This is a genomic window from Nibrella viscosa, assembly GCF_039541875.1.
GTDB classification, from domain to species: domain Bacteria; phylum Bacteroidota; class Bacteroidia; order Cytophagales; family Spirosomataceae; genus Nibrella; species Nibrella viscosa.
In genome coordinates this window covers 952,083-968,859 of the sequence record NZ_BAABHB010000001.1, presented here as the reverse complement: position 1 = coordinate 968,859, position 16,777 = coordinate 952,083, and the positions used below count along the sequence as shown (strand labels likewise).

The following is a 16,777-nucleotide window of genomic DNA, read 5'->3' as shown; positions in this document are numbered from 1 at the left end:
TTCATTTGAGGGATTTCCCAGGCATCGGGTTGCGGTATAAACATCCGTCGGACTGCTTTCGTAAGAAAACCCTGACAACCCGTGAAGCATATACCTGCAGTCCTTAAAACAGCCGTGCTGCTCAGCCTGATGTATTCGTCGGTCCGGGCGCAAACCGAGCCCGTAGGCCCCACTGTCAGCATACCTGATCACCCCCGGATACTACTGCTTGCCGGTGAAGAACAGCCGATTAAGCGCAGCATTGTTGCCGATAAGACCTGGAAAAATCTTCACCAGGCTATTCTGGCCGAAAGCGATAAGCTGACCAGTGAGGCAACCCTGGAGCGGATTCAGACCGGTCGCCGGCTGCTGGCTGTATCCCGCGAAGCCCTTCGCCGTATCTTTCTGCTCTCCTACGCCTACCGGATGACCGGCCAGCCTCAGTACCGGCAACGGGCCGAAAAAGAGTTGCTGGCAATCTCGGCATTCAGCGACTGGAACCCCTCGCACTTTCTGGATGTCGCCGAAATGACGATGGCGGCCGCCATCGGCTACGACTGGCTATATGCCGACTTATCGCCCGCATCGCGCATAGCCATCAAAGAAGCAATTCTCAAAAAAGGTTTAGAGCCGTCACTGGATGCCAAATACAACAGCTGGCTAAACGCCACCCACAACTGGAATCAGGTCTGCAATGCAGGAATGCTGTACGGTGCCCTGGCTGTTTACGAAGACCAGCCGGAGTTGGCCCGTCAGGTTATTAATCGGGGGTTGAAAACCATAGTGTTATCGATGGATGATTATGCCCCGGATGGGGCTTACCCGGAAGGATATGGCTACTGGGGATACGGCACCAGTTTCAACGTAATGTTTATCAGTGCGCTGGAGAAAGTTTTCGGCAAGGATTTTGGTCTGTCGCAGCAACCCGGTTTTCTGAAAACGGCCGGATACCTGGCCAATATGACCGGCACCTCGGGTAATTCCTTCAACTATTCCGATGCCGGCACGGGCGGAGGGCTGCAACCCGCCATGTTCTGGTTTGCCCGCAAACTGAACGACCCCTCCCTGCTATGGGTAGAGCGCAGCCGGTTGCAACAGGCAGAACTCGGTAAAGTGGGGAATAACCGCCTGCTCCCGGCAACGATCATCTGGGGCAACAGCTTAAGCCTGACTAACGTGCCGGAACCTAAATCCCGGATTTGGGTAGGTGGCGGCAAAAGCCCGGTTGCCCTGATGCGCTCGTCGTGGACCGACCCGGCCGGTATTTTCGTGGGCCTGAAAGCGGGTTCCCCCGCGGTAAATCATGCGCACATGGATATCGGTTCGTTTGTGATGGACGCCGACGGGGTGCGGTGGGCCATGGATTTCGGAATGCAGGATTACAATTCGCTGGAGTCAAAAGGCGTACAGCTCTGGGGCAAGGAGCAGAACTCCCAACGCTGGCAGGTGTACCGGTACAACAACTTTGTGCATAATACCCTTACGGCGGATAATCAGTTGCAGGTCGTGGAGAGCCACGCGCCCATCAGCAGCCATTCCGGCTCACCAGCCCTGATGAATGCGACGACCGATATGACGGCTGCCTACAAAGGAACGCTGGCCAAAGCCTACCGGGGTGTTGCCATTGTCGACCAGGCGTATGTGGTGGTACGGGATGAGTTGGAAACGCTGCCCAAAGCCACCACAGTGCAGTGGACGATGCTCACGCCGGCCGACGTAAAAATTACCGCTCCTAACCGGGCCGAACTGACCAAAGACGGCAAAAAGCTGATCCTCCAAGTGCAGGAGCCGGCCGGTATAAGCCTGAAAACCTCGTCTACCGACCCTCCGCACGATTACGATGCGCCAAACCCCGGCACCACGTTGCTGACGTTTGATGTCGCGATGCCGGCCCGTGCAAAAGGAGCCATCACCGTGTTGCTCCTCCCCGAAAAAGCCGCCGGCAAAGTCACTAAAAAAGTACAATCCCTGGCGCAGTGGCCCAAGTAAATACTACCTTAGCAAATTAATAACCCTAACAACTGAACAGCAATGAACTCCTCCACCCTTTTCAGCAGTGCCCTGACCGCTACTGTGCTGGCCATTACGGTTGGCCTGACGGCCACCACGATCCTCAAAGAACAAGTTGGTGTCGGCACCAAACCACCCAAAGGAGCCGACGTGCTGTTTGACGGCTCCCGCAAAGTGCTGGACGAAAAATGGACGTATTGGCAAGGTCCCCGGCTGGCAGCCAGCCTGCCCATCAAGTGGGAAATCGTGAAAGACCCCGCCGGACCAGGAACGGCCGTGAGCAGCAACGACCCCGCCGGTGCGGGTGGTAAATACGGAGCCGCCGACATTGTGACCAAGAAGCCGTACCGCGACTTCCGCGCCCATGTCGAGTTCTACATCAGCAAACCCGGTGGTAACAGTGGCGTGTACCTCCAAAACCGCTACGAAATTCAGGTGCTCGACGGCGATACCACCTCGCACGGCATGGGCGCGGTCATCAACGAATCACCGTCTCCTTACTACGCTTACAATGGCGTGGGCAAATGGAACGCCTACGACATCATGTTCCGGGCCGCCCGCTTTGAGAACGGGCAGCGCGTGGAGCCCGCGATGGTGACTATGTATTTCAACGGCAAAAAGGTGCACACCAACCAGAAGATTAATCAGGTCTGGGGTGGCCCTAACTCCGGCATGGATGGCGGCAACAACGGCGGCAAAGGCATCACCGATGCACCCGGCGGCCTGAAACTCCAGGCCGAAGGCCACGACGTGCTGTACCGCAACATCTGGATCAAAGAAATGAATATCAAAGAGCCGAATACAGATTTCTGAGCGGATATTTTAACTTCCTCCGTTCACTATAGGTAAACTTTCGCTCTGAATTAAATGTTCAACGCTGCTGGACTATTGCGAACTGTATCTACAAGCGGCAAATGCGTTGAGGCAGTGGTATGCTGAAGTACAAGAGCAGGAGTTTACCAACTTCAACGAGTTAAAAGCTGTTTACAATAATGCAAGCCTTGTGGGCGATGACCGAGTGGTATTTAACATTATGGGAAATAAATACCGGCTTGTGGTAAGAGTGGTATTTGATTATAGAGCCATTCAGATTAAGTGGTTTGGTACACATGCAGAATACGACAAGATTGATGTAAAAACGGTAAAATACCAAAAGCCATGAAACTAAAGCCAATCAAATCGGTGCAGGATTACGAAGGAATGCTTGAGTGGGTTGACGAGCAATTTGATAAACAGGTAAAACCCGACAGCCCGAAAGGCGAAGATGTGCAGGTAGCCCTCCTGCTAATTAAAGCTTACGAAGATGAACACTACGCCATTCCGGCTCCCGACCCAATTGAAGCAATACGACTAAAAATGGAAGAAAAAGGAGTAAGAAATAGAGACTTTGTTGGGAAATTGGGCAGTAAAAGCTATATCTCAGCCGTTTTGAATCGTCGAAAACCTTTAACGCTCGAAATGGCAAAGTTCTTTCATAAGGAATTGGGCATACCTGCCAGTATATTATTGGCTTAAGTAGGCGAAAGTTTGTCTCACCCCCTCACCAAATTATATACCCTGCTTAACGGCAAACTGAATCAGATCGGCCACTTTGTTGATACCCAGCTTAAAGTAAATATTCTTCCGATGGGTTTTGACCGTATCCACACTCAGGTTCAGTTGCGCGGCAATCTGCTCACTGCTCAGCCCCTGACAGATAAGCTGAACAACTTCCACCTCCCGAAAGGTCAGGTTCAGTCGCCGGGCAAAGTCGTCGCCAAAATGATCGTCAGGCAGGCTGGTTCCGAACTCGTTCAGCGAAAAATAAGTGCCCCCGGTCACCACTGTACGAATGCCCGTCAGCAACTGGTCGGTGGTGGCATCTTTGAGCAGGTAGCCGTGCAGGCCGGCTTGCCGGGCCTCTTCCAGCAGCTTGGGCTGGTTATACATTGTTAACAGCATCACCCGCAGCCCTGGAAAATGCAGGAGCAGCTGACGGCCCAGATCAATGCCGTTGACGCCTTGAAGATTAACGTCTAACAGCACCAGCTGAGGAGTCAGGCGATGAATTGCGGGCAGGGCATCATTGGCCGTGAACACCTGCCCGCAAACGGTCAGGTCAGGCTGGGTAGTAAGCAGTGTTTTCAGAGCGTCATTAAACAGCCGATGGTCGTCAATGAGGAGTATGCGGACGGAAGGATAAGTCGCCATAAGATGGTGTTGCGTAAGGCACATCGAGCACGACCAGCGTCCCGGCACCTGTTACGTCCCTCCGTAGCTGTGCGCCGATGTATTCGGCCCGTAAACTACTATTTTTCAATCCTAGTCCTACACTTACCCCGCTGTTTTTTCGTAACTGGTTACCGAGGCCATCATCGTCAACCATCACCGACAGGTGATCCTCGTAATACAACAGTTGCACAGCCGCCCGCCGGGCCTCGGCATGTTTATGGATGTTCTGCACCATTTCCGACACAATTCGGTAAATATTCAGTTCGGTGTCCAGCGGCAAGCGCCGTTCCTGGCCGGCAACCACATACGAAAAGTGGGTAGGCTGGGCCGGCTGGCTTTGCACCAGTTGATCAAGCGCGTGCCGCAGTCCGAGCCGGTCAAATTCCGGCGGCATCAGGTTATGCGCAATACGCCGGAGATCCTGCGTACTTTTCTGAACCAGGGGTTCAAGCTGATCGAAAGCCTCAATTGCCGGCGGGTCATGCAGCCGCCGGCGGAAGTCCCGTAGCCTTCGCCGAAGCGTAGCCAGGGTGCCACCGAGGTCGTCGTGCAAGTCTGCCGCCAGCCGCCGGCGTTCAACTTCCTGGGCGTTGATCACCTGCATGGTCGTCTGGTTGCGTTCCTGAGCCAGCGTTAGCTGAAGGTTGAGATTCTGCTGCCGGAAGCGGTTGTAGCGCAAAGTCAGCCCAAAGGCCAGGGTAATTTGCTCCAGCAGAAACCCCGGCATCAGCCAATTGGTGGTAAAATGTCCGGCATTTATTACATTCAGTAGGGTCAACGTATAGATGACGGTGCCCAGAATGGTGAAACTTAAAGCCGTTACGTAAACATAAGCGGCCTCGTTTTTCCGGCGAAGTTGTTCGGCAAAAACAGCCACCAGCAGCACGGCATTGGCAATTATCCAGGTGACCAGCAAAAACTCCCCAAGCTGCAGGATATAAACCGGCAGGTCCTGTTCCTGAAAAAGGGCAATCGTACACCCCACAAACGAAACGAGCAGGATGTACCAGGCTAAGCCCGTAGTAGCCCGTGCATACAGGCTGGTTGAGGGCGTAAGACCCAGGAACCGCTTCATCAGGAACAAATTGGTACTGGCCCAAAGGGCAGATAACATGGTCATCATGAGCGAATTGCTGAAAAGTAATTCCGACCAGATAAACTCAAAGCCGTAGCCGAGACTACTCAGAACGTAGAGCGTGGTTGAGGTCAGGTGCGCTATAAAGAACAGGTGAACCGCGTCTCTGAGGGACAACCACAACAGAAAATTAAACAGAAAAATAAACCCGGCCATGCCCAGAAAAAAAGCGATAAGTGCCGAGTCAAGCCGAACGACCTGTAAAAACTTGTCGGATGAGTATAAGCTTAGGTTTCCGGAAATAAACTCATGCCGTTTATCCAGGAGAATTATGATTTCGGACTGCTCGGCGGCATAGAGCGGGATTGGAATGGCAAAATAATTGATTTTTATGGGCCGCTGCTGAAACGGTAGAGCGTCGCCCGTAAGGGCTAAGGTATCGATTAGCCCGTTTCGCCGGCGGAAACACTGAACCCGGTGAATATCGATGCGATCCAGTACAAAAACGACGGTCTGGGGACCTGCTGTGTTCTGTAGTCGGAAGTAGAGCCACACATAGTCGGATTCGAGGCCAAGGTTCAGGTGGCGTTCCGTAAGCAGGGTACGGGCGGCCGTTTGGGCGGCCCCAAAAGCCTGCGCCGTGGTAAGTCTAGAAGGGGTCGTAAACAGTACGAGATGATGCCGCAACGACCAATCCGACTCCTGACCGATACGTATGGGTTCAAACGACTGCGACCGACCCAGCAGCGTAGTTAGGCTCAAACAGGCAGCGATCAGGACCTTTGTCATGGAGATTGATTTACTGAGCCAAAGATATTTCCGGAGTTCGTAGTTGAAAATACCCCTTTTGTGGTATTGCTCCCAGCCGGTATTTCCGACCACTTTTGTCGCAGGATTTTGCTAACCGGTTAAGCCACAACATAACATGAGCAACCATGAAAACCGCCCTGAAAGGTACGTCCCTGCTATTTCTGTTTCTTTGCTTTCTCCAGTGCAGCAAAACTCCTGATACGCCGGTAACGCCCAAAAGTTCTGCCAAAACGCTGACCGATCCGGTGCTGGACGGACTAACGGGTGTGGCAACTACATTCGACGCGGCCACCTCCACCTACACCCTGACCGTGCCGGCCGGCACAAACGTTATGGCGCTTAAACTTACATTTACGCTGCCCACCGGGGCTACGGCCATACCGGCATCGGGCAGCACCCAAAACTTTACCAACCCGGTGGTTTACACGGTTACAGCAGAAGATGGCAGTACCCAACCCTATACCGTTAAGGTCAACGTACCGGCACCACCCATTCCCACCGCAAAATTCACTTTTACGGTAAATAGGTATAACTCACCTGCCACACTGACCATCGACGGGGATAATACCGGAGACAATGTAAGTATAAAAATAAATCTGGTCGATAAAGGGCAAGTCAGTACCTCAGCGACCCAAAAGTTAACCGCTACCCTGACGTCTGCGGGGCTGTATGTTATTGACTATTCGGCAAGCAATACATCTGGTACGTCAAGTAAAGTAGATTCGCTTATTATCTTTGAAAATGGCCCAGTCGCGTCGTTCTACGATGTAAAATTAAACGGAATCACCGTTAGAGCCAGAAACCGGGACGTTGACAAATCGACGAATCAGGCTAACTTTCTTTTCATCAATCAACGAATCAAGCGGATGATGAAACAAGTGCCCGATTGGGTGTTTCAACAGTTTATTAATACGGTAACCTGGGTAGATGATATTAATAAGCAAAATGCAGCAGCCGTCTATAATCCAAGTGAAGCATATTTAAGTTTGGGAGCAAAAAATCAGATAAAGTTTCCATGTTGGATCACTATATTACAGAACCGTGCAGGCTCTCTGATGCTTACGCCCAGTAGCTGAATTTCTGTTTCGTGAAGATGGCTTTGGGAATCATGGCGTGAATGCCCAGCGTCTGATCCACCACCTGACTCACCTCAAAGTCAACGCCCGTGCTGGCAATCGACAGCGCTTCGTTGAACGTGTAGCCCAAAGTGTCCTTAATAAAGGTCACGGCTTCCGTCAGCGCGTTTTTCATGGCTTTGTTCAGGTCTTTGTCCAGCCCGACGGCGATAAAATGCGTAGGTGTTTCGGCGCGGGGCATGGTCAGCGTCTTGCCTTTGTGGACGATGAATTTGGCGGTCAGGTTTAGCGCCGTTTCGATGGCTACCCCGCTGACCTCGCCGTTGCCCTGTGCGCCATGACCATCGCCGGTGGAGAACAGCCCGCCCGGCACCGAGACCGGCAAATACAGCGTTGTGCCTTTGGTCAGGTGCCTGATGTCCAGGTTACCGCCGAAAAACGCCGGCGGAATGGAGCTGACCCGGCCGGTCTCCGGCGGTGGGGACAAGGCCATCACGCCCATAAACGGCCTAAGAGGAATTTCTACACCTTCTTTTAGCAGGGCAACTTTGCGCCTGGCATCATAGCGGTATACAAATGTCTCCCGCGCCGTCACCGCATCCGGAATTCCGCCCCCACCCGGCCACACGCTGTTGACGCCAAAGCCGGCGGGAAAGGTCAGGTCCAGAATCCGAATCTCCAGCGTATCGCCGGGTTGGGCACCCTCAATAAAAACGGGGCCGGTGAGCATATGGCCCCGAATACCGGACGGCTCCGGCTTCACAGTTTTCAGAATGGCAATCACCTCCTGCGCGTGGGCATCCATGGGCAGGTTGTTCTTCTGATAAAACTCCTCCGGATTGGTCCGGCTCACCCCCGACGGATTCACTGTCTGAATCTCCACCACATCGCCATCCCTGACCCGGTACACCGGCGGCACATCAGCCCCGAAATAGCCCCACACCATATTCTCCGGCAGCGACCGGACCACGTGATCGGGTTTAATACGCGGAGCCGCAGCCAATGCGTCGGGCTGATTGATAAGCGCGTCGGCAGCGCCGGCCGGCAGGCTACCCAACGAGAGCGCGGTCAGGCTGCTCTGGGTAGTCTTTTGTAAGAAGGTACGTCTGGAGGTTTTCATCAGGTTGTATAGTCGTAGAATATCTGATAACCTGCCGAATATAGCAAAAGAAGCAACACCGTCATATTTCCTGAACGCGTGTCCTTTTCCCAAAATCAGCCGGTGAAGCGCGCCTACCTATTTGGCTCGGCAGCTCGGGGAAAGCAACCAACAAATAGCGACGTGGACATTCTGGCTGAACTGGATTATGAGCAGAGAGCCGACTTTTATCAGTTCCTGGCTATGCAGGAGCCGTTATCTGTACTCCTCAACAAGCCAGTCGATCTGGTAAGTACCAATGGTCTCTCGCCTGTCATTCAATCCTACATTGAACAGGAAAAGCAGCTCATCTATGAGAAGGCAGCTTGACCGCTTCAATTTGCCTGTCCCAATCACCCCCGTCTTCCCTTCTCAAAAAACTGCCGCATAAAGAGCAGTTGGTAATTTACGGCGTTGTTCCAGTAGGGCCAGTTGTGGCCGCCGGGGCGGGTGATGTAGTCGTGGGCGATGTTGCGCTCCAGCAGTTTGTCGTGCAGGTTGTTGTTGACGCGGAAGAAGAAGTCCTCGGTGCCGCAGTCGATGATCAGGGACAATGCGCCCGGTGTCAGCAGGTGCAGCAGGTTAATGACGGTATTTTGCTCCCAGCGTTCGGGCTGCTGGGCATAGGTGCCTAAGCGTTTGGCAATGTCCCAGTTGTTGGGAAACGGCCGGATGTCGACTCCACCACTCATGCTGCCGGCGGCCCCGAACACATCCTGGTGCCGGAACGCCAGGTACAGGGCTCCGTGCCCGCCCATGCTCAGGCCCGTAATGGCGCGACCCTGCCGGTTCTTTATGGTTTTGTAGTGGCTGTCTACCCACGATACCAGCTCACTGGCTACGTACGTTTCGTAGCGATAGGCCGGATCGACAGGGCTGTCGAAGTACCAACTGCCGATGTTGCCGTCGGGGCAGACAACAATCATACCATTGGCATCTACAGCCTGACTAAGCGCCGGTGATTTTTTGATCCAGTCGGCATAGTTGCCGCTGTAACCGTGCAGCAGATACACCACCGGAAACTCACCGCCATTGGTATTGGTATACGCATCGGGCGTAATCACCACCGCCCGGATGGTCTTCTGCATCGACGCACTATAGGTGTCGACCGTATCTACTTTAGCCGCCTGAACACGGCCGAAAAACAACAGGAAACCCAGTAGGAGAAAAGTGCGGGTAGGGGTCATTCGTTCACGTTTTTTCACGCAGGTAAAGTAAGCGGATGTGTACCAGATTGTAAAATAACCAGCACCAAATAAAGGTGCGCCTGCAAAGTAAGTAGCAACCAACAGAAAGGGACCTCCGCAGCAATTCCAGACGGAGAGTTGCATGAAAATTGATAGCTAAGAATTATCTTGCCGCAACCGCTTAACTTTTATACGATTTAAACAGGCCGCTCGTGCTCACGAATTACGCTGCGCTGACCAGATTACTCCTGGGGCTCTTATTTACCTTTTCTACGTGTGGTAATGCAGATGCACAAACCGCACCCATTCCCAGCGAACCGGCAGGCTCGTGGTTCATTGGCACGCTGGTGTTACCGGCCGGCCCTAAAAAATGGGGCGGTTTTGCCGAAGTACAGGCCCGGAGTAATTCGCTGTTCCGGGAGTATTTCTACAATGAACTGAAAGGTGGTATCAGCTACGACCTGAGCCCTAGTTTCACCTTTTCCCTGGCGGGAGGGCGCTATGCAACCTACGATTACAGGGCGCTGAACGACGGACCGCTCAATACCGAAAAACGGTTCTGGCAACAACTGGTCATTAACCACTTTCTGGACCGGCTGCGGTTTGAACACCGGTATCGCGTGGAACAACGCTGGTTTACGTTCAGGAATGATTCACATTCGTTTCGTAACCGCATCCGGTATCGTCTTAATATGTTTTTGCCTGTGAACAAACGCACGCTTACCCGTAAAACCTTTTTTCTGTCGGCTTTTGACGAGATTTTTCTAAATCCGACGGGGCCCGTCTTTGAGCGAAACCGACTGTATGCCGGAATGGGTTATCAGGTAAGTAATGCTTTGGTGCTGCAGCTTGGCTGGGTCAACCAGACCAACTACAACCCAGCCTCTTTTGAACAGGGGATCTTTACCCCGCAGTCGTCATCCGGCAAGAACAATGTCGTAATCCAGGTAACTTTTCGAATTGCCCGCCGGCAAGGCTCTCCCCCCGAAAAGCTGCCTTCGCAGCAGGGCTAAAAAGACCGATGTCCCAACGAAACCCGCGAAATTCATCGAGTGGCGTTACCGGATCCGGCGATCAATCTCGCTCAGCAAATAGGTCTTCGGGTCGCTGAAGTACTCCCAGAACATCACACCGGCCAGACCATTCTTTTTCACGTACCGGCATTTGGCTTTCACCGATTTCTCATCATCGTAGGAAACAAAGCGTTTCAGATCGGCATTGTACAGGTACGGGGCTTGGGCGCGTCGGTCCCAGTATCGTTTATAGGCAGGGTTCGTCAGCAGACTGTCTTTGATGAAGGTATAGCCACCGCCCCGGTCTACTTTGGTAATCGTGCGCGGCTGCACCTTGGGGCTGTCGTTTTGCAACTGCCACGCCCGGCCGTAAAACGCAATGCCCAGCACCAGTTTGTCGGCGGGAACACCATTCTGTAGATACAACTGCACGGCCCGATCGCCGGAGCTTTCGGTATTGACCTTGCCCGATGGATACAGATTCGTATGGTGTCCAGCGTTTGGGCCTCCGGTAAAGAAATCGTACGACATCACGTTGATGTAATCCAGGTACTGCTGGGCCTCGGCCATGTTGGTATGCGTAAAGATACCTTCAAAGCCGGGCAGCGCCGTAGTGACCAGGTAGGCCTTGCCGGTCTGTTTGCCGAGCTCGGTGAGTTGTTCCCGCAGGGCTTTAAACAGCAGCGTGAAATTCTCTTTGTCTTCGGGCCGGAACACATTGTCTTCGCCTTTCATGCCGGGGTACTCCCAGTCGATGTCGATACCATCCAGGTCATACTGCCGGACAATATCCACCGCCGAAGCGGCAAAGGCTGCGCGGGAGGTATCGGTCAGCACGGCGTCGGAGAAGTTTTCGCTCCAGGTCCAGCCGCCGATGGAGATCAGAATCTTCAGATCGGGATTGCGGAGTTTCAGTTTGTTCAGGTTCCGGAAATTGGTGGTATCGGTGCGGAGGTTATGCAGCCACGCCCGGTTGTCTTTGATGTCGACGAAGGCGTAATTGATATGCGTCAGTTTTTCGGCGGCAATCTGGTCGGTATTGACTAACCCCCGGTAGCCACCTACGTAACCCAGTACAATATGTCGGGGTTGGGGCGCAAAACCGGCAGTCAGCAACGCAAAGCAGGCAATCAGGCAAGTCAGGTGCAGGAATCGGAGCATGTTCAAAGCGGTTAAGGAACGGGCAGCCAGTCCGGATAGAACCGCTGCTATGGCGTGCAAATTCTTAGTAGTGGACATTGGATTTCAGATGTTAGACATTAGACTAAAAAAATCATGGTAGAGACGTCTAATGTCCAATGTCTAGTGTCAAATGTCTATTACTGAAGTGCAAATTAATGCACAAAGCCGAAAAATGCTTCCGGGTACGCTTAAATCTCTCCGTGCGTCAACAAACAGAACCCGTTACGATGCACTGTCCCGTGAATTTCAGAGACAACGCAGCTTAACGGGTCATTATAACTGGTCGTGTACCAGTGCCTTATTTTTTAAGATCAGCGCCGTATTCGTTCGTTCCTTTGGCACCTTCTGTAACGGCCAGAATGAGGTTGTAGAGGGGAATCAGCGCGTACCAGCCGCTCTTACCCACATCGTGCATCCGGCGAATACATACGGCCACATAGGGCACCAGAATAGCCAGCGTATACAACAGGCTCAGGATCCCGGCGCTATCAAACAGCAAGCCTTCAATAAAGCCCAGCGTAAACGATACGCCAAAATTTACCAGTACAAAGTACCAGTACTGGCTCCGGCAGGCACAGCCGTTGAAGTCGGCGTTTTTCTTCAGTACGGTAAGGTAATAGTTGACAGCAACACTACCCCATGGGCGAGCATGCTGATGGTCGTTTTCCATTGCAGCTGAAACTCAGACGAGCTTCTGGGCAATAGCTTTGGCAACAGCCTCGGGCGCGGAGTTGACATGCAGCTTTTCGTAAATGTTCTTGATGTGGTGGTGGACGGTGTTGAAGCTGATCGAGCAGGCATCGGCAATCATTTTGTAGCTCATGCCCTTGACCATGCAGGTCAGCACCTCCCGTTCGCGGGTTGTAAGATCTACATAAGCGGGCTGAGCCTGGACAAACTGATGCTGAAACATGTGCAGCACCTTGGCGGCAATGCCCGGCGACATATGCGCCCCTCCACGGTATACATCTTGAATGGCCTGCAAGACCTCATCCGGGTCCGGACTTTTCAGCACGTACCCCGAAGCCCCCGCGCAGATGGCCGAGAAGATGCGGTGCTCATCTTCAAATACTGTATGGATCAGAACTTTCGTCTGCGGGTAAGCTGCCTTAATGTGTTGCAGGGCTTCGATACCCGATAAGCCCGGCATCTGAATATCCATCAGCACCACATCGGGCTTGTGTTTGCGCACTTTAGCCACCGCTTCGTTGGCATTTTCGTAGGCACCCGTTACCGTTACCTCGTCGGTACTCTCGAAGTACCGGGTTAGGCTTTGCCGCAGGCTTTTGTTGTCTTCAAACAGGAGGACGGTGATCATAAGGCCGTTTGCTGATTTATAATCACTGCATCAGCCTCCCGGACGGGAACCCTCATTTCCACGGCTGTGCCTGCGCCTTCCAGTGAACGCACCTGTACCGAAAAGCCTCCCTCAGCGGCCCGTTTCCGAAAATTGGCTAACCCATTGCCGTCTGACTGAACGGTTCTATCGAAACCCCGGCCATTATCGGCAACTAAAATCCGCAACTGCCCCGACTCCCGGGAAATCTGAATACGTACCTGACTGGCCTGCGCGTGTTTGACAATGTTGTGCAGCGCTTCTTTGTACACCAGGTACAGGTTCCGGCGCTGCTCCATCGGGAATGGCGGCAACGTATCAGCAGCCACATCACAAGCAAAGTCCAGCAGAATTCCTGCGTTGTTCAGCATCTGCACGGCCACCGTCCGCAGCCGCTCCAGGAACCTGGCCGGCGCATCATTGTCAGGATTTAACGTCCAGACTGTATCGCGAATACTATGAATGGTATCTTCCGAATCGGCTTTGATCTGGTCGAGGATAGGCTGGATGTCGGGCTGTTGGCCGTTTACTTTCTTCTGGACGAGTTTGGTGGAAATGGCAATGCTGGTGAGCGTAGCGCCCACTTCGTCGTGCAGGTCACGGGCAATTTCATCGCGGATGCGCAGCAGTTTGTCGCGCTGGCGGATGTTTTCCTGTAGCTGGGCAATGAGTTGCTGTTGGGTAATGGCCTGTTGCCGGCGCTCTCTACTGGCACGTTCGGCCAGAATGTAGCCGAGAATCAGAATTTCGATAAGCGTACCGGGGACAAAGGCATTGTTGTAGGGGACATGCGGCAGCCAGGGCAACTCATACAGCGCAAACATACTGATAATCATACTACCCAGACTTATTATGAACGCCAGGGCATAGCCCCGGATACCGTTGAAGTTCTGAATGCTTACATAAATTAGACTGATAAAGAGGGTTAACAGCACTACCAGAATCCAGTGGCCCCAGTCAAGCCTCGCCCAATGAAGTAGATAGCCCAGTAAATTGAAGGGTTCCCCATTTATCAGTTCATTGATAAACGTAAGCGGGTAGCCGACCCAGAACAGCATGTTCAGGCCCAGGACTGACCAGTATAGAAACCGGGAATAGGCTTTTAGATTAAGAAACTTGAGGTGAAAAACAGACCAGCAAAGCTGATAAATAGCAACCGTGGGAATCGTTTTCTGCCAGTAGGCATATTCGACAAATTCGACAATGTACCCGTAGAAATCGACATAAAACAGCAGGATGCTGGCCATCAGCAGGGTGTACCAGCCAAGTAGCGAATCTCGCAGGCGCAGGTACAGAACGAGGCCAAACAGAAATACCACCAGGTATGCTCCCAGCGCCAGGTTCTGCCAGCGAATAAAGTCCCGGTTGTAGAGATAGGCCTGACCAATATCGCCCAGATGCAAATAATCGCCGTAGGCATTCGGCCCGACAAAAATGCGGAGGTATACGGTTTTAGGATTGGGTCCGAGCCGGACAATCGGAGTTGCCGAAGGTATCAGCTTGTTCCGGAAAGGCTCAGCGTGTCCAGCCTGAAACCGGTTAACTACTTTACCTTTATCTACCAGAAATACATCCAGTTGCTCATACCGTCGGTAAGAAGAGATTAGGTATAGGTCTGCCTGCGTTTGATTCTCAACGGTAAATCTCAGCCAGATGGTACCCTGCCTAAAGCCTAACTGCACCACCTCCGGATGGTTGAGCCGCTTAAATGAATCGAGCGGATAGCGCGACACCTGCTCAACTGTTAATTTGTGGGTAAGGTCCTCCAGGTAATACGCATGGGCGGCTACCGGATTGGCTTTCCGGGCGTCGGTAATGGTCAGCACCGGCTGGCTGAATGTAGAAGATGATAGCAGCAGCAAAATCCAGGTAATCAGCGAACGCATACAGGTAAGGTTCAGGCTTGTAGTAAAGCTACTGATTTTCAGGTCATGATGTATGGCCTCTTTATTGGTAATCGATTTTGGTATGGTGCAGGTTGGTAATCATCCATTTTCCGCCGATCCAGCGTAACGTATAGGTAAACGCGTCTTTATAAGACTGCTTTTTCCCCTCCAGAGTCTCAATAGAAAGGGTACTGATCCCCGTCGCTACGGCCAGATCCCCGACCTGCTGAATTTTAACATTAGTCAGGTCGGCGGTGTGGCTTTTTTGATTTTTGAAGTGTCCCAGCATCCAGTCTTTGTCATGCACCAACCCATCGTGGCCACCAATAAAGGCCATGTCGGGCGTGGTGTGTGCCTGAAGCCAGGCTTTATTATCCAGGTTACGCGCCTTCATCATGGCCGGAAACTCATCGGCTAAGTTGGTTTGGGCTACGGCCGCTACGCTCAGCAGCAGAAACAGGGTTGTCAGGGTCTTTTTCATCTGAGTTGATTATGCTGATGTACACCCAAATCTACTGATCGGCAGAACCTTACGCCATCCCCAATATTGGTGAGTTATTATGCCGCTATTAGATACCCGATTGGTAGTATGCACATGTCAAACTTCTCCTTGCCGTTATTTTTGCCCGTACCTAATAGCTAATTAATCAGGTAAATTTTAACTTCGATTGAAAATTTACTTGATTAATGTTCGAACGGAGTCTGATCCATACCATACGTACCTGTCTAACCCAATTTCCGGCTGTGGCGGTGCTGGGACCAAGGCAGGTGGGCAAAACAACACTGGTCAAAACACTGTTGGGCGATTTTGCGAAGGAGGTCGTGTACCTGGACCTGGAGTACATTGCCGATCAGCGCCGGTTGGTACAGCCCGACTTGTTTTTTCAGGCGAATCAGGACAAACTAATCGTCCTGGACGAAATTCAGCGTATGCCCGAGTTGTTTCCCCTGCTCCGGGTCATGATTGACCAACACCGGGTACCGGGCCGGTTTATGCTGTTAGGCTCCGCTTCGCCTGATTTGCTGAAAAACTCGTCTGAAACGCTGGCTGGGCGCATTATTTACCTGGAACTTTCTCCGCTGCATCTGCTGGAGATAATGCCCACCTATACCTACCAGCAGCATTGGCTCCGGGGTGGTTTTCCGGATGCGTTACAGGCTGCGGATCAGACACGCTGGCATTTTTGGATGGAAAGCTTCCTGCAAACGTATGTGCAGCGGGACTTGCCCGACCTGGGTCTGACAGCCGGTCCGGCTACCATTCGGCGGTTACTAACCATGCTGGTGGGCATACACGGTGGACAGTTGAATTATAGCGAACTGGCCCGCTCCCTTGACTTATCGGTAGCGACCATCCAGTATTACGTTGATTTTCTGGAGAACGCTTTCCTGATTCGTAGGCTTTCTCCTTACTTCTTGAACATTGGTAAGCGGCTGGTCAAAGCACCCAAACTCTATATCCGGGATAGCGGGCTCGTTCACGCCCTGGCGGATATCACCGACTACAACGCCCTGACGGGTAATATCCTGTTGGGTGCATCCTGGGAGGGATACGTAGTGCAGCAGCTAATCGCCCGGTTGCCGTTGGGGGTAACCCCGTATTATTACCGAACGCAAAATGGGGCCGAACTGGATTTGCTCCTGGTTAAAGGAGGAAAGCCGGTGGTCTCTATTGAAATCCGGTACTCCAATGCCCCTGCGCTAAAACGGGGTAATACCCAGGCTATAGCGGATCTACAAACGGAGCAGAACCTGGTGGTAACGCCCGAAGCAGAAGGCTACTGGCTCCGAAAAGACGTACGGGTCTGCAGCATTCACTCCGTCTGGGACGAACTGCGCAACCTGGGCGTGATGCTGTAGTCGGCTTTAAGGCT

The 16,777-nt window shown here is 52.6% G+C and carries 17 protein-coding genes; 8 read left to right on the top strand and 9 right to left on the bottom strand.

The window, feature by feature from the left end:
- Positions 1-81 precede the first annotated feature (81 nt).
- From ABD931_RS04130 to ABD931_RS04115, 4 genes are all read left to right on the top strand, one after another.
- Positions 82-1,968 (top strand): heparinase II/III domain-containing protein, encoded by a 1,887-nt coding sequence (locus ABD931_RS04130; protein ID WP_345264233.1) that lies wholly within the window; start codon positions 82-84, stop codon positions 1,966-1,968.
- Between the two features lie 42 nt (positions 1,969-2,010).
- Complete coding sequence (locus ABD931_RS04125) at positions 2,011-2,802, top strand: 3-keto-disaccharide hydrolase (RefSeq protein WP_345264231.1); 792 nt, start codon at positions 2,011-2,013, stop codon at positions 2,800-2,802.
- A gap of 106 nt (positions 2,803-2,908) precedes the next feature.
- Positions 2,909-3,151, top strand: a complete 243-nt coding sequence (locus tag ABD931_RS04120; protein WP_345264230.1) for a type II toxin-antitoxin system HigB family toxin — start codon at positions 2,909-2,911, stop codon at positions 3,149-3,151.
- On the top strand, positions 3,148-3,504 hold the full coding sequence (locus ABD931_RS04115; protein ID WP_345264228.1) for a helix-turn-helix domain-containing protein: 357 nt from the start codon (positions 3,148-3,150) through the stop codon (positions 3,502-3,504). The genes ABD931_RS04120 and ABD931_RS04115 overlap by 4 nt, the downstream gene beginning before the upstream one ends.
- A 33-nt stretch (positions 3,505-3,537) precedes the next feature.
- Here the strand turns inward: ABD931_RS04115 and ABD931_RS04110 are convergent, their stop codons facing one another.
- Both ABD931_RS04110 and ABD931_RS04105 read right to left on the bottom strand, forming a co-directional pair.
- Positions 3,538-4,179 carry a response regulator gene (locus tag ABD931_RS04110; RefSeq protein WP_345264226.1) on the bottom strand — a complete coding sequence of 214 codons (642 nt, stop codon included), beginning with the start codon at positions 4,177-4,179 and terminating at the stop codon, positions 3,538-3,540.
- Positions 4,142-6,064 carry a sensor histidine kinase gene (locus ABD931_RS04105; RefSeq protein ID WP_345264224.1) on the bottom strand — a complete coding sequence of 641 codons (1,923 nt, stop codon included), beginning with the start codon at positions 6,062-6,064 and terminating at the stop codon, positions 4,142-4,144. Before ABD931_RS04105 ends, ABD931_RS04110 begins: the two co-directional genes overlap by 38 nt.
- A 146-nt stretch (positions 6,065-6,210) precedes the next feature.
- Between ABD931_RS04105 and ABD931_RS04100 the strand changes: the two genes are divergently transcribed.
- Positions 6,211-7,161: an SGBP N-terminal domain-containing protein gene (locus tag ABD931_RS04100; RefSeq protein WP_345264222.1), complete on the top strand. Its 951-nt coding sequence runs from the start codon at positions 6,211-6,213 to the stop codon at positions 7,159-7,161.
- On the opposite strand, the gene ABD931_RS04095 is transcribed toward ABD931_RS04100, so the two are convergent.
- Positions 7,145-8,281: an acetamidase/formamidase family protein gene (locus ABD931_RS04095; RefSeq protein ID WP_345264220.1), complete on the bottom strand. Its 1,137-nt coding sequence runs from the start codon at positions 8,279-8,281 to the stop codon at positions 7,145-7,147. The genes ABD931_RS04100 and ABD931_RS04095 overlap by 17 nt on opposite strands.
- A gap of 78 nt (positions 8,282-8,359) precedes the next feature.
- Between ABD931_RS04095 and mntA the strand changes: the two genes are divergently transcribed.
- Positions 8,360-8,629 (top strand): type VII toxin-antitoxin system MntA family adenylyltransferase antitoxin, encoded by a 270-nt coding sequence (gene mntA / locus ABD931_RS04090; RefSeq protein WP_345264219.1) that lies wholly within the window; start codon positions 8,360-8,362, stop codon positions 8,627-8,629.
- A 23-nt stretch (positions 8,630-8,652) separates the two neighbouring features.
- On the opposite strand, the gene ABD931_RS04085 is transcribed toward mntA, so the two are convergent.
- Entirely contained in the window at positions 8,653-9,486 is an 834-nt protein-coding gene (locus ABD931_RS04085) for an alpha/beta hydrolase (protein ID WP_345264470.1), read from the bottom strand.
- 212 nt (positions 9,487-9,698) lie between these two features.
- Here ABD931_RS04085 and ABD931_RS04080 point away from each other — a divergent pair, with 212 nt between their 5' ends.
- Positions 9,699-10,499 carry a DUF2490 domain-containing protein gene (locus ABD931_RS04080; protein WP_345264217.1) on the top strand — a complete coding sequence of 267 codons (801 nt, stop codon included), beginning with the start codon at positions 9,699-9,701 and terminating at the stop codon, positions 10,497-10,499.
- A 45-nt stretch (positions 10,500-10,544) separates the two neighbouring features.
- On the opposite strand, the gene ABD931_RS04075 is transcribed toward ABD931_RS04080, so the two are convergent.
- From ABD931_RS04075 to ABD931_RS04055, 5 genes are all read right to left on the bottom strand, one after another.
- Positions 10,545-11,660, bottom strand: a complete 1,116-nt coding sequence (locus ABD931_RS04075) for a glycoside hydrolase family 18 protein (protein WP_345264215.1) — start codon at positions 11,658-11,660, stop codon at positions 10,545-10,547.
- Between the two features lie 319 nt (positions 11,661-11,979).
- A complete protein-coding gene (locus ABD931_RS04070; protein ID WP_345264213.1) occupies positions 11,980-12,351 on the bottom strand; it encodes a DUF805 domain-containing protein in 372 nt (123 codons plus the stop codon).
- Positions 12,352-12,363: 12 nt separating this feature from the next.
- Positions 12,364-12,999 carry a response regulator gene (locus ABD931_RS04065; protein ID WP_345264211.1) on the bottom strand — a complete coding sequence of 212 codons (636 nt, stop codon included), beginning with the start codon at positions 12,997-12,999 and terminating at the stop codon, positions 12,364-12,366.
- Complete coding sequence (locus ABD931_RS04060) at positions 12,996-14,903, bottom strand: sensor histidine kinase (RefSeq protein ID WP_345264209.1); 1,908 nt, start codon at positions 14,901-14,903, stop codon at positions 12,996-12,998. The genes ABD931_RS04065 and ABD931_RS04060 overlap by 4 nt, the downstream gene beginning before the upstream one ends.
- 61 nt (positions 14,904-14,964) lie before the next feature.
- Positions 14,965-15,384 carry a nuclear transport factor 2 family protein gene (locus ABD931_RS04055; RefSeq protein ID WP_345264207.1) on the bottom strand — a complete coding sequence of 140 codons (420 nt, stop codon included), beginning with the start codon at positions 15,382-15,384 and terminating at the stop codon, positions 14,965-14,967.
- Between the two features lie 206 nt (positions 15,385-15,590).
- On the opposite strand from ABD931_RS04055, the gene ABD931_RS04050 reads away from it, so the two are divergent.
- Positions 15,591-16,763: an ATP-binding protein gene (locus ABD931_RS04050; protein WP_345264205.1), complete on the top strand. Its 1,173-nt coding sequence runs from the start codon at positions 15,591-15,593 to the stop codon at positions 16,761-16,763.
- Positions 16,764-16,777: the final 14 nt, after the last annotated feature.

Excerpts from the sequence above, each read along its gene's own strand:
- ABD931_RS04075 (WP_345264215.1), bottom strand. The coding sequence starts at position 11,660 with ATGCTCCGATTCCTGCACCTGACTTGCCTGATTGCCTGCTTTGCGTTG.
- ABD931_RS04095 (WP_345264220.1), bottom strand. The coding sequence starts at position 8,281 with ATGAAAACCTCCAGACGTACCTTCTTACAAAAGACTACCCAGAGCAGC.
- ABD931_RS04125 (WP_345264231.1), top strand. The coding sequence starts at position 2,011 with ATGAACTCCTCCACCCTTTTCAGCAGTGCCCTGACCGCTACTGTGCTG.
- ABD931_RS04105 (WP_345264224.1), bottom strand. The coding sequence starts at position 6,064 with ATGACAAAGGTCCTGATCGCTGCCTGTTTGAGCCTAACTACGCTGCTG.
- ABD931_RS04115 (WP_345264228.1), top strand. The coding sequence starts at position 3,148 with ATGAAACTAAAGCCAATCAAATCGGTGCAGGATTACGAAGGAATGCTT.
- ABD931_RS04100 (WP_345264222.1), top strand. The coding sequence starts at position 6,211 with ATGAAAACCGCCCTGAAAGGTACGTCCCTGCTATTTCTGTTTCTTTGC.
- ABD931_RS04055 (WP_345264207.1), bottom strand. The coding sequence starts at position 15,384 with ATGAAAAAGACCCTGACAACCCTGTTTCTGCTGCTGAGCGTAGCGGCC.
- ABD931_RS04050 (WP_345264205.1), top strand. The coding sequence starts at position 15,591 with ATGTTCGAACGGAGTCTGATCCATACCATACGTACCTGTCTAACCCAA.
- ABD931_RS04070 (WP_345264213.1), bottom strand. The coding sequence starts at position 12,351 with ATGGAAAACGACCATCAGCATGCTCGCCCATGGGGTAGTGTTGCTGTC.
- ABD931_RS04060 (WP_345264209.1), bottom strand. The coding sequence starts at position 14,903 with ATGCGTTCGCTGATTACCTGGATTTTGCTGCTGCTATCATCTTCTACA.
- ABD931_RS04085 (WP_345264470.1), bottom strand. The coding sequence starts at position 9,486 with ATGACCCCTACCCGCACTTTTCTCCTACTGGGTTTCCTGTTGTTTTTC.
- ABD931_RS04065 (WP_345264211.1), bottom strand. The coding sequence starts at position 12,999 with ATGATCACCGTCCTCCTGTTTGAAGACAACAAAAGCCTGCGGCAAAGC.
- ABD931_RS04110 (WP_345264226.1), bottom strand. The coding sequence starts at position 4,179 with ATGGCGACTTATCCTTCCGTCCGCATACTCCTCATTGACGACCATCGG.